Source organism: Paenilisteria portnoyi (assembly GCF_014322795.1).
GTDB classification, from domain to species: domain Bacteria; phylum Bacillota; class Bacilli; order Lactobacillales; family Listeriaceae; genus Listeria_A; species Listeria_A portnoyi.
The window spans coordinates 1-12,404 of record NZ_JAASTT010000022.1; the positions used below are offsets into that span (position 1 = coordinate 1).

Genomic DNA, 12,404 nt, shown 5'->3' on the forward strand with positions numbered 1-12,404 from the left:
CGGAAGTTAAGCTTTTCAGCGCCGATGGTAGTAGGGGGCTTCCCCCTGTGAGAGTAGGTCGTCGCCGGGCAATGTATATGAAGTACTCACTTTTTGTTGAGTGCTTTTTTATTTGTCTTTCATAAATTTTTTGTTGGTATTGTTAAGGGGTTATTGATAGTTATAAGATTTTAAGGTAGGATTAGGTTTGAGATATTGTAATTAGTGAAAATATAGGTAAGAGCTGTGTATGAGGGGGAATTGATGTGGGAGATGCTGTTGGAATGGTGCTCACGATTTTTATTATTAATATTTTGTATGTGTCGCTGAATACGGTGAGATTATTGATGACGATGAAAGGGTATCGTTATCGTGCGGCTATTGTGAGTGTATTTGAGATTGTGGTCTATATTGTTGCTCTTGGTATGGTCATGAGTAATTTGAATGATATTGCTAACATTGCGGCGTATGCGCTTGGTTTTGGAGTAGGTATTATTGTAGGTATGAAGATTGAGGAGCGACTTGCTCTAGGGTATATTACGGTCAATGTGATCACGAAGGACTATAACTTGGATTTAGCTAATCAGATTAGGAACGCGGGTTATGGGGTTACTAGCTGGATTGCTAGTGGACGTGACGGAGAGCGAATGATGTTGGAGATATTAACACCTCGTAAAAATGAGAATAAATTGTATCAGCGTATTATTGCGATTGATGATAAGGCTTTTATTGTATCATCGGAGCCTAAGCAGATTTATGGTGGATTTTGGGTTAAGCAGGTACGTGGTGGGGTTAAGAGAAAGTGACTTTCTACGGAGAGTTTCTTTTTTTTGTTAAAAACGGGACTAAACACGAACGTTAAAACAGACTTTCTTTTTATTGTTCGATTTTGTGGTTGACTTTGCTGACAGGTATTGTTAGAATGGAGAGGTCAAATAGTGTTGGATAAAATAAGAATGTTGAGGAGTTGAACATTGAATGTGTGCACAAGTTGGTGTCATTATGGGAAGTACTTCTGATTGGGAGACGATGAGGAAGGCATGTGAGGTATTGGAAGAACTTGAAATTGCTTATGAGAAGAAGGTTGTTTCTGCACACCGCACACCGGATTTGATGTTTACATATGCAGAAAATGCGAGAAGTCGCGGGATTAAGGTCATTATTGCAGGGGCTGGAGGGGCGGCTCATTTGCCAGGTATGGTTGCTGCGAAAACGACTTTGCCTGTTATTGGTGTTCCTATGAAGTCAAAAGCGTTAAATGGACTGGATTCTTTATTATCGATTGTACAGATGCCTGGAGGGGTTCCAGTCGCTACTGTCGCAATAGGTGAGGCGGGTGCGGTAAATGCTGGGTTGCTCGCTGCGCAAATTTTATCGGTCGAAAATGAGGTAATTGCTAGCCGTTTGGAAAATAGACGTGATACACTAGAAGAAAATGTTCTAGAAAGTAGTGATTCTCTTGAGTAAAACGTATTTATTACCAAACAGCGTGATTGGAATTATCGGAGGTGGGCAGTTAGGCCGAATGATGGCTTTGGCTGCAAAAGCGATGGGATTCCGAGTGATTGTACTTGATCCGACTGTGGATGCTCCGTGTGGGCAAGTGGCGGATGAGCAGATTGTTGCGAATTATACGGATCTGGCGGCTTTGAAGGAATTGGCTGAGAAAAGTGATGTTGTGACATATGAATTTGAAAATGTGGATAATGATGCGATTCGTTCGATAGAGGACATTGTTCGTGTTCCGCAAGGTTCGGAGTTATTGTCGATTACGCAGGATCGTATTTTAGAAAAAGCGTATTTGGAGTCGATTAATATTAATTTGGCGCCTTATGCGGTGATTGTGGATAAGGATGATATTGTTCAGCATATTAGCAGTTTGGGCTATCCGGCGGTGCTTAAGACGACGCAGGGTGGTTATGATGGTAAGGGGCAGTATGTGATTCAGAGTGAGGATGATATTGATAAGGCGCTTGGCTTACTGCGTTTTGGGACGTGTGTGCTGGAGGCTTGGATTCCGTTTGAGCGGGAGGTTTCGGTGATTGTGGCGCGTAATGCTGCTGGGCAAATTGAGACGTTTCCTGTAGCGGAGAATGATCATAAAAATAATATATTGCACACGACGGTTGTGCCGGCGACGCTTGATACGGAATCGGTTCATGAGGCGGAGTCGATTGCGGTGAAGTTGGCTGAATATCTTCATTTAGAAGGTGTGCTGGCTGTTGAGATGTTTGTGACGAGTTCGGGTGCGATTTATGTAAATGAGCTGGCTCCTAGACCGCATAACTCGGGACATTTTTCGATTGAGGCTTGTAATATTTCGCAGTTTACGCAGCATATCAGGGCGATTGCTGGATTGCCGCTTTTGGAAGTGGAGTTGTTGCGTCCGGCGATGATGGTGAATATTTTGGGGCAACATGTGGACGGTGTGAATGAGGTGTTGGACGCGCATCCGGAATGGTTTGTTCATTATTATGGAAAACAAGAGGCGAAGATTGATCGCAAAATGGGGCATATAACGGTGCTCAGTGATAATCCGCTTGTGGAGATAGAAAAATTACGTGCAATGCAAATTTGGAGTTAATTGGGGGATTTGAGAAACAATGATTGAACGGTATACGAGAGAAGAAATGGGCAATATTTGGACGGAGCAAAATCGTTTTCAGGCGTGGTTGGAAGTTGAGATTCTAGCTTGTGAGGCTTGGGCGGAGCTTGGTGAAATTCCGAAAGAGGATGTAGCGAAGATTCGTGAAAATGCGACATTTGATGTGGCGCGGATTCAGGAGATTGAGTTTGAGACGCGTCATGATGTAGTGGCGTTTACGAGAAGTGTGTCGGAATCGCTTGGTGCTGAGCGTAAGTGGGTACATTATGGTTTGACGTCAACAGATGTTGTGGATACGGCTAATTCGTATATTTTGAAACAAGCCAATGAGATTTTGCGTGCGGATTTGGAGCGGTTTATCGAGATTTTGGCGAACAAGGCGAAGGAGTATAAGCATACGGTTTGTATGGGGCGGACGCATGGTGTGCACGCGGAACCGACGACGTTTGGCTTGAAATTAGCGCTTTGGCATGAGGAAATGAAGCGGAATTTGGAGCGGTTTAATCGTGCTGCGGATGGTGTGGAGTTCGGGAAGATTTCTGGGGCTGTTGGGACGTACGCGAACATTGATCCGTTTGTGGAGGAGTACGTATGCGAGAAGTTAGGTACGACGCCGGCTCCGATTTCGACGCAGACGTTGCAACGGGATCGTCATGCGGATTATATGGCGACGCTGGCTTTGATTGCGACTTCTGTTGAAAAATTTGCTGTGGAGGTTCGTGCCCTGCAAAAGAGTGAGGTCCGTGAAGTGGAAGAGTTTTTTGCGAAGGGGCAAAAGGGGTCTTCTGCGATGCCGCATAAGCGTAATCCAATTGGTTCGGAGAATGTGACTGGCTTAGCGCGTGTGATTCGTGGGCACATGGTGACGGCGTATGAGAATGTGCCGCTATGGCATGAGCGTGATATTTCGCATTCTTCTGCGGAACGGATTATCTTGCCGGATGCGACGATTTTGCTTGATTATATTTTGAATCGGTTTGGTAATATCGTGAAGAATTTGACGGTGTTCCCGGAGAATATGAAGCGCAATATGGACCGGACGCTGGGTCTGATTTATTCGCAGCGTGTGTTGTTGACGCTGATTGACAAGGGAATGGCTCGCGAGGAAGCGTATGACACAGTGCAACCTAAAGCGATGGAAGCTTGGGAGACGCAAGTGCCGTTTAAGACGCTAGTTGAGGCGGAACCTAAGATTACGGATTTGCTTTCTCAGGTTGAGATTGATGGCTGTTTTGATTATAATTATCATTTGAAACAGGTGGATATGATTTTTAAACGTTTGGGGCTTTAAGGAAATGCATCATGAAAAACTATGAGGGATTGCGGTGTCTTCATGGTTTTTCATGCTTTATGGATTCAAAATTCGAAATTAAAAGGAGACTTTTTATCGTGGCGAATTTATTGTATGAGGGTAAGGCAAAACAGTTGTTTAGTACGGATCAGGATGGTGTGTTGCGAGTGGCGTATAAGGACGATGCAACGGCGCTGAATGGGGAGCGTAAGGAGAGTTTTGCGAGTAAGGGGCGCTTGAATAATGAGATTACGTCGCGGATTTTTACATATTTGCGAGATGCTGGGATTAAGAGTCATTTTGTGGAGCAGTTGTCGGATACGGAGCAGTTGGTGCGCTCGGTGGAGATTATTCCGCTTGAGGTTGTCGTGCGAAATGTGATTGCGGGAAGTCTTGCTAAACGTCTTGGGGTTCCTGAGGGGACGCCGACAAAGAAGCCTATTGTGGAGTTTTATTATAAGGAAGATGCGCTTGATGATCCGTTTATTAATGACGCGCATGTGCTTTATTTGGAGGCGGCGACGGAGGATGAGATTGCGATTTTGAAACAGGCAGCACTTGAGATAAATGTGGTGTTATGTGAATTATTCGCAAAAATGAATATTACGTTGATTGATTTCAAATTGGAATTTGGGCGTGATGAGAATGGGAATATTTTGCTTGCGGATGAGATTTCGCCGGATACGTGCCGATTATGGGATCGGGATACGAATGCCAAGCTGGATAAGGATGTCTTTCGTCGGAATATTGGAAATTTAACTGCGGTTTATGAGGAAGTTTTGAAAAGATTAAAGGAGGTTGTTTGAATGTATAACGTGAAGGTGTTTGTGACGTTGAAGAAAAGTGTGTTGGATCCGCAAGGGACGGCTGTGATGGGATCGCTGAAGAGTTTGAATTACGGCGAGGTTGAGGATGTGCGGATTGGAAAATATATGGAGCTTCAAGTGGCGAAATCGGATCGTGATATTCATGCGGTCTTGGATGAAATGTGTGATAAGTTGCTGACAAACCCAGTGATGGAAGATTATCGTTATGAAATCGAGGAGGCTTAAGGATGAAATTTGCTGTCATTCAATTTCCAGGTTCGAATTGTGATTTAGATATGTTGCATGCGATAGAAGATGCGCTCGGGGAAGAGGCGGAATATGTGTGGCATGCCCAGACGAGTTTAGACGGTTTTGATGCGGTGCTGCTTCCTGGTGGATTCTCGTATGGGGATTACTTGCGGACGGGTGCGATTGCGAAATTTGCGAACATTATGCCGGAAGTGGTGCGGTTTGCGGAAACTGGTAAGCCGGTGCTTGGTGTTTGTAATGGTTTTCAGATTTTGGCGGAGAGTGGGTTGCTTCCTGGGGCTTTGATTCGGAATAATAATCTTCATTTTGTTTGTAAAACAGTGAGTTTGCGTGTGGAGAATGCGGAGACGATGTTTACGTCGGAATATGTGGCGGGGGAAGAGATTCGGATTCCTGTGGCGCACGGTGAGGGGAATTATTATTGTGATGAAAAGACGCTTGCGGAATTGCGAGCGAATGGGCAAATTGTGTTCACCTATGCTTCGGAAAACCCTAATGGAAGTATTGCGAATATTGCTGGGATTACGAATAAGGCTGGGAACGTACTTGGTATGATGCCACATCCGGAGCGTGCTGTGGAGGATGTTGTTGGTGGAACGGCTGGACTTGGCGTTTTTAAATCGATGTTGAAGGCTTGGAAGGAGGAACAAGTACATGCTTAATGTGAATCAGGAACCGTCAGCGGCGCAAATTGAGGAACAGAAAATTTATGAGACGATGGGGCTCAGTGAGAGTGAGTATGGCCTTGTTTGTGATATTTTGAAGAGAAAACCGAACTATACGGAGACGGGTTTGTTTTCGGTCATGTGGTCGGAGCATTGTAGTTATAAAAATTCAAAACCGGTGTTGCGCAAGTTCCCGACGGAGGGCCCACAAGTGTTGCAAGGTCCTGGTGAGGGTGCTGGAATTGTGGATATTGGTGATGGACTTGGTGTTGCTTTTAAAGTGGAGAGTCATAATCATCCGTCTTATGTGGAGCCGTATCAAGGCGCTGCGACTGGTGTTGGTGGCATTATCCGCGATGTATTTTCGATGGGTGCGCGTCCGATTGCGATGCTGAACTCGCTTCGTTTTGGTGAGATTGATAATCCACATACGAAATATTTGGTGAATGAGGTTGTGGCTGGGATTGCTGGTTACGGGAATTCGATCGGGATTCCGACGGTTGGCGGCGAGGTGCAGTTTGATCCGTGTTATGCGAAGAACCCGCTCGTAAACGCGATGTGTGTTGGCCTGATTGCAAAAGAGGATATTCAAAAAGGTCAGGCGGTTGGCGTTGGTAATCCAGTGATGTACGTTGGTGCGAAAACGGGGCGCGACGGGATTCATGGGGCTACTTTTGCTTCGGTGGAATTTAGTGAAGAGGGCGAGCAGCAGCGTTCGGCGGTTCAGGTAGGCGATCCGTTTATGGAGAAATTGTTGATGGAGGCGTGTCTGGATTTGATTCGCGATCATTCGGATATTTTGATTGGGATTCAGGATATGGGCGCGGCGGGCTTGGTGAGTTCGAGTTCGGAGATGGCATCGAAGGCTGGGTCTGGCTTGGAGCTTATTATGGATGATGTGCCGCAACGGGAAACGCATATGTCGGCGTATGAAATGTTGCTTTCGGAGTCGCAGGAACGGATGCTTTTATGTGTGAAAAAAGGACATGAGGCGGAAATCAAGGCGTTGTTTGAGCGTTATGGCTTGGAGGCTGTGACGATTGGAACGGTGACGGATGATAAGATGTATAAAATTGTACATCACGGGGAAGTTGTAGCGAATGTGCCGGTTGATGCGCTTGCTGAGGATGCGCCTGTGTATCATAAGCCTTCATCGGAGCCGCAGCGTTATCGTGATTTCCAAGCGGAAGAGGCTTTTGCGCCGGTTGTGACGGATGTTGTGGCGACTTGGAAAGCGCTACTTGGACAGCCAACGATTGCGAGTAAACGTCATATTTATGAGCAGTTTGATTACCAAGTTCGGACGAATACGGCGGTTGCGCCAGGTTCGGATGCGGCAGTTTTGCGGGTTCGTGGCACGAATAAGGCGATTGCGATGACGACGGATTGTAATTCGCGTTACTTGTATTTGGATCCTGAAAAAGGTGGCCAAATTGCGGTTGCGGAAGCTGCGCGGAATATTGTTTGTTCGGGCGCGAAACCGCTGGCGATTACGGATGGTCTGAATTTTGGGAATCCGGAAAAACCAGAAATTTTCTGGGAGATTGAGAAGGCGGCGGACGGTATTAGTGCGGCTTGCTTAGAGCTTGATACGCCAGTTATTTCGGGGAATGTTTCGATGTATAATGAGACGGATGGCGAAGGAATTTATCCAACGCCGGTGATTGGAATGGTTGGTTTGGTCGAGGATGTGGCGCATATTACGACGCAAGGTTTCAAAGCGGCGGGCGATGTGATTTATTTAATCGGCGAAACGAAGCCGGAATTTAGTGGTTCGGAATTGCAAAAACTGGAGCAAGGCAAAATTAGTGGACGCGCGCCTGAGCTTGATTTGCAAGTGGAGAAACGTTATCAGCAGTTCTTGTTGACGGCGATTCGCGAAGGTCTTGTTGCTTCGGCGCATGATTTGGCGGAAGGCGGACTTGCGGTAGCGCTTGCTGAGGCAGGTTTTGCGAACGATTTGGGCGCGGCGATCCAAGTGCCTTTTGCGGAGGAATTGCTGTTTAGTGAATCGCAATCGCGTTTCTTGGTATCGGTGAAAGCGGATGATGCTGCGAAATTCGAGCAGTTGTTTGAAACGGAAAAAGTGGTGCGTTTAGGCGAGGTCACAGAGGTGCCGCAATTGGTGGTGCAAACGGAAAAATCAGCAATTACAGCCGAACTTAGTGAGTTAAAACAAGTTTGGGAAGGGGCTATTCCATGTCTACTGAAATAAGAGGATTGAACGAGGAATGTGGTATTTTCGGGATTTGGAATCATCCGAGTGCGGCGCATATTACGTATTATGGTTTGCATAGTTTGCAGCATCGTGGGCAAGAGGGTGCTGGAATTGTGTCGACGGATGGCGTGACGCTAAAAGGGCATCGTAACTTAGGCTTACTTGCGGATGTGTTTAAGCATGGGGAACTGGATGACCTTGTTGGGAAGTCGGCGATTGGGCATGTGCGTTATGCGACGGCTGGTGGCAAGAGTTTGAGTAATGTTCAACCGTTTTTATTCCACTTCCATAATTCGAGTCTGGCGCTGGCGCATAATGGGAATTTGATTAATGCGCAGACGCTACGTCAGGAGTTGGAAGAAGAAGGCGCGATTTTTCAGACGAGTTCGGATACGGAGGTGCTGGCGCATTTGCTCAAACGTAGCCAGACGGGATCGTTTGTGGAGGATTTGAAGGTGGCGCTGAACAAGGTCAAGGGCGGTTTTGCGTATATGCTTTTGACGGAGAATGAGTTGATTGCAGCGCTTGATCCGAATGGTTTTAGGCCGCTTTCGATTGGGAAAATTGGGGATTCGTATGTGATTGCTTCAGAGACATGTGCGTTTGATACGGTTGGCGCGGAGTTTGTGCGTGATGTGGAGCCGGGTGAGCTGATTATTATTGATGATGATGGCTTGCATATTGAGAAATTTACGGAAGACGTGAAGCATTCGATTTGTAGTATGGAATATGTGTATTTTGCGCGTCCTGACTCGAATATTGCGGGAATTAATGTCCATTCGGCGCGAAAACGGATGGGGAAACGGTTGGCCAAGGAGGCTTTTATTGAGGCGGATGTGGTGACGGGTGTTCCTGATTCGAGTATCTCGGCGGCGATTGGTTATGCGGAGGAAACGGGTATTCCGTATGAGCTGGGCTTGATTAAGAACCGGTATGTGGCGCGGACGTTTATTGAACCTTCGCAGGAATTACGGGAACAAGGTGTGAAAATGAAATTGTCGGCGGTGCGCGGTGTTGTCGAGGGCAAACGGGTGGTCATGATTGATGATTCGATTGTGCGCGGAACGACGAGTCGCCGGATTGTGCAGTTGTTGCGTGAGGCAGGTGCTGCGGAAGTTCATGTCCGAATTGCTTCTCCACCGCTTGCTTTTCCGTGTTTTTACGGGATTGATATTCAGACGCGGAGTGAGTTGATTGCGGCGAATTATTCGGTGGATGAGATCTGCCGGATTATCGGTGCGGATTCGCTGACGTATTTGTCGGAGGACGGCCTAGTTGAGGCGGTTGGTAAGCCGTATCCGGATGAGCCTTATGGCGGACTTTGTATGGCGTATTTTAACGGGGATTACCCGACGGAATTATTTGATTATGAAAAAGAATATTTGGCGAGTTTAGAAGCTGAGTCACGTTGAGAGGGGAATTTTGCAGATGGCAGAGAATGCGTATAGTAAGGCTGGCGTTGATGTAGAGGCGGGTTATGAGGTTGTGGAGCGGATTCGAAAGCATGTGGCTCGCACGAAGCGTAACGGTGTGATGGGCGCGATTGGTTCGTTTGGCGGGATGTTTGATCTTAGCGGGCTGGGCTTGCGTGAACCGGTGCTCGTTTCGGGGACGGATGGCGTTGGTACGAAGTTGCTGCTTGCGATTGAGGCGGATAAGCATGATACGATCGGCGTGGATTGTGTCGCGATGTGTGTGAATGATATCTTGGCGCAGGGCGCGGAACCGCTGTTTTTCTTGGATTATATTGCGACGGGAAAAACGATTCCGGGCAAGATGGAGCAGATTGTCAAAGGGGTTGCGGATGGCTGCGAGTTGGCTGGGTGCGCGCTTGTTGGCGGTGAGACGGCGGAGATGCCGGACATGTATGGTGCGGATGATTATGACTTGGCTGGATTCACGGTCGGTGCGGTCGAGAAGGCGGATGTGATTACGGGCGAAAAGGTGGCGGCTGGTGATGTTTTGATTGGCTTGCCTTCTTCTGGGATTCATAGCAATGGATACTCATTGGTACGCAAAATTTTCTTTAAGGAGCATGACTTTGCGCTGGATACGGTTTTGCCGGAGCTTGGGGGCAAGACGCTTCGTGATGAGTTGTTGACGCCGACGCGGATTTATGTGAAGCCTGTTTTGGAAGTGATTAAAAATGTAACGGTGCACGGGATTTCGCATGTTACGGGTGGCGGTTTTATCGAGAATTTGCCACGGGTATTGCCAGAGGATTTGGCGGTGTCGATTACGCGTGATGCATGGCCGGTTTTGCCGATTTTTGATGCGTTGCAAAGTTATGGTGAAATTGATGCGGACGAGATGTATGGCATTTTTAACATGGGAATCGGCATGGTGCTTGTCGTTGCGGCAGACGATGCGGAACAGACGCTTGCTATTTTAGCAGAACAAGGTGAAAAAGCGTATACGATTGGAAAAGTGACACCGAAAGAAGCTAGCGCACAAGTCGTTTTTACAGGGGGCAACTAGGATGAAAATAGCGATTTTTGCTTCGGGATCGGGTAGTAATTTTCAGGCGCTTGTGGACGATGCGATGATTAAAGAATCGGTGGCGTTGCTTGTTTGTGATAAACCGGGCGCGTATGTGTTGGAACGGGCAGAGGCAGCTGGAATTCCAGTGTTTGTCTTTGCTCCGAAGGCTTTCGCGGATAAAGCGGCTTTTGAACGGGAAATCGTGGCTAAATTGCAGGAATCAGAGGTAGAATTTCTCGTTTTGGCGGGATATATGCGCTTGATTGGGCCGACGTTATTGGGAGCGTATGAAAACAAGATTGTCAATTTGCATCCGTCGTTACTTCCGTCGTTTCCTGGAAAAGATGCGATGGGACAGGCGGTTGTCGCGGGTGTAACGGAAACGGGTGTCACCGCGCATTTTGTAGATGCTGGAATGGACACGGGGCCGATTATCGCACAGCAGTCGGTTGCTATTTTGCCAGATGATACGGTGGAATCGCTTGCGACGAGAATACATAAGGTTGAGCATGCGTTTTATCCAGAAGTGGTCAAAAAAATAATAGGGGGACAATCATGAAAAGAGCGTTAATTAGTGTGTCAGATAAAACTGGTGTCGTGGAGTTCGCGAAATCGCTTGTGGGGCTTGGTTTTGAGATTATTTCAACGGGTGGAACGAAGAAGGCGCTTGAGGATAGTGCGGTTCCAGTGATTGGAATTGAGGAAGTGACTGATTTTCCGGAGATGTTGGACGGGCGTGTAAAGACGCTACATCCGGCGATTCATGGGGGTTTGCTTGCTCGTCGCGATGATGCGGCGCACATGCAGGCGATCGCGGATCATGATATTGCTAAAATTGATCTCGTTTGTGTGAATTTATATCCGTTCCAAGAAACGATTGCGAAGCCTGGCGTGAAGCTGGGTGAGGCGATTGAAAATATCGATATTGGCGGTCCTTCGATGTTACGTTCGGCGGCGAAAAACTATGCGGCGGTGACAGTCGTAGTTGATAGCACGGATTATGCGCCTGTTTTAGCGGAACTTGGCGATCATGGCGCGGTCACTTTTGAAACGAATCAGCGTTTGGCCGCGAAGGTTTTCCGTCATACGGCGGCTTATGATGCGTTGATTGCGGGTTATTTAACGGAGATTGTCGGTGAGGAATTCCCTGAAAAATTAACATTGACTTATAATAAGAAACAAGATTTGCGATATGGCGAGAATCCGCATCAGGAGGCGGCTTTTTATACAGAACCATTGGGTACGCAAAACTCGATTAGTGAGGCGAAACAACTGCACGGCAAGGAGTTGTCGTATAATAATATTCGTGATACGGATGCGGCGCTTCGAATTGCATCAGAATTTACGGAACCTGTAGCGGTGGCTGTAAAACATATGAATCCGTGCGGTGTCGGTGTTGGTGAAACGTCAGAAGAAGCGTATTTGAAGGCCTATGAAGCGGATGAGACTTCGATTTTTGGTGGCATTGTTGCGATTAATCGGGAAGTCGATGCGGCGACGGCGACACATATGAGTCAGATTTTCCTGGAAATCATTATTGCGCCGAGTTTTTCGGAGGAAGCATTCGCGATTTTAGCGCAGAAGAAGAATATTCGCTTGTTGACAGTTCCTTTTGCGGGTCCTGTGAATGCGGTGGAAAAAACGTCGGTGATTGGTGGATTGTTGTTGCAAGATGGCGACGCGGTGGCAGAGGATGTGGCGACGTATGAAGTCGTGACAGATGCGCAACCGACAGAAAGTGAGTGGAAAGCTCTCGTTGCCCAATGGAAAATTGTGAAGCACGTGAAGTCGAATGCGATTGTTGTTGGGAATGCTTCACAAACGCTTGGCATTGGCGCGGGTCAGATGAATCGGATTGGTTCGGCGCTGATTGCCTTGAATCAAGCGGGAGATAAGGCGCAGGGAGCAGTTCTGGCTTCGGATGCCTTCTTCCCGATGGACGATACGGTGGAAGCTGCGGCTAAAGCTGGGATTAAAGCGATTATCCAACCAGGTGGCTCGATCAAGGATAAAGATTCGATTGCGATGGCGAATAAGTATGGTATTGCAATGGTTCTCACACATGTCCGCCATTTCAAACATTAAAGGA

At 47.3% G+C, this 12,404-nt stretch carries 12 protein-coding genes and 1 rRNA gene; all 13 read left to right on the top strand.

Annotated features, from left to right (window positions below):
• A 5S ribosomal RNA gene (rrf, locus tag HCJ66_RS16510) occupies nt 1-70 on the top strand; the annotation flags it as partial.
• A 193-nt stretch (nt 71-263) separates the two neighbouring features.
• The gene (locus HCJ66_RS13250; RefSeq protein WP_222717510.1) at nt 264-785 is read left to right on the top strand and encodes a DUF2179 domain-containing protein; all 522 of its coding nucleotides are present in this window, start codon (nt 264-266) and stop codon (nt 783-785) included.
• A 172-nt stretch (nt 786-957) separates the two neighbouring features.
• Nucleotides 958-1,446, top strand: a complete 489-nt coding sequence (gene purE / locus HCJ66_RS13255; protein WP_036061604.1) for a 5-(carboxyamino)imidazole ribonucleotide mutase — start codon at nt 958-960, stop codon at nt 1,444-1,446.
• On the top strand, nt 1,439-2,563 hold the full coding sequence (purK, locus tag HCJ66_RS13260) for a 5-(carboxyamino)imidazole ribonucleotide synthase (RefSeq protein WP_036061605.1): 1,125 nt from the start codon (nt 1,439-1,441) through the stop codon (nt 2,561-2,563). Before purE ends, purK begins: the two co-directional genes overlap by 8 nt.
• 19 nt (nt 2,564-2,582) lie before the next feature.
• Entirely contained in the window at nt 2,583-3,875 is a 1,293-nt protein-coding gene (gene purB, locus HCJ66_RS13265; protein ID WP_187133564.1) for an adenylosuccinate lyase, read from the top strand.
• 59 nt (nt 3,876-3,934) lie between these two features.
• Nucleotides 3,935-4,681, top strand: a complete 747-nt coding sequence (gene purC, locus HCJ66_RS13270; protein ID WP_187133565.1) for a phosphoribosylaminoimidazolesuccinocarboxamide synthase — start codon at nt 3,935-3,937, stop codon at nt 4,679-4,681.
• The gene (gene purS / locus HCJ66_RS13275) at nt 4,682-4,927 is read left to right on the top strand and encodes a phosphoribosylformylglycinamidine synthase subunit PurS (protein ID WP_036066366.1); all 246 of its coding nucleotides are present in this window, start codon (nt 4,682-4,684) and stop codon (nt 4,925-4,927) included.
• A gap of 2 nt (nt 4,928-4,929) precedes the next feature.
• Nucleotides 4,930-5,613, top strand: a complete 684-nt coding sequence (gene purQ / locus HCJ66_RS13280; protein WP_187133566.1) for a phosphoribosylformylglycinamidine synthase subunit PurQ — start codon at nt 4,930-4,932, stop codon at nt 5,611-5,613.
• Nucleotides 5,606-7,831 (top strand): phosphoribosylformylglycinamidine synthase subunit PurL, encoded by a 2,226-nt coding sequence (gene purL / locus HCJ66_RS13285; RefSeq protein ID WP_187133567.1) that lies wholly within the window; start codon nt 5,606-5,608, stop codon nt 7,829-7,831. Before purQ ends, purL begins: the two co-directional genes overlap by 8 nt.
• Nucleotides 7,816-9,246, top strand: a complete 1,431-nt coding sequence (gene purF / locus HCJ66_RS13290; protein ID WP_187133568.1) for an amidophosphoribosyltransferase — start codon at nt 7,816-7,818, stop codon at nt 9,244-9,246. Before purL ends, purF begins: the two co-directional genes overlap by 16 nt.
• 16 nt (nt 9,247-9,262) lie before the next feature.
• Nucleotides 9,263-10,312 carry a phosphoribosylformylglycinamidine cyclo-ligase gene (gene purM, locus HCJ66_RS13295; protein ID WP_187133569.1) on the top strand — a complete coding sequence of 350 codons (1,050 nt, stop codon included), beginning with the start codon at nt 9,263-9,265 and terminating at the stop codon, nt 10,310-10,312.
• Nucleotide 10,313: 1 nt separating this feature from the next.
• Nucleotides 10,314-10,874, top strand: coding sequence for a phosphoribosylglycinamide formyltransferase (gene purN, locus HCJ66_RS13300; RefSeq protein ID WP_187133570.1), 561 nt, complete (start codon nt 10,314-10,316; stop codon nt 10,872-10,874).
• Nucleotides 10,871-12,400 carry a bifunctional phosphoribosylaminoimidazolecarboxamide formyltransferase/IMP cyclohydrolase gene (gene purH, locus HCJ66_RS13305; RefSeq protein WP_187133571.1) on the top strand — a complete coding sequence of 510 codons (1,530 nt, stop codon included), beginning with the start codon at nt 10,871-10,873 and terminating at the stop codon, nt 12,398-12,400. Before purN ends, purH begins: the two co-directional genes overlap by 4 nt.
• The last annotated feature ends 4 nt before the right edge of the window (nt 12,401-12,404 follow it).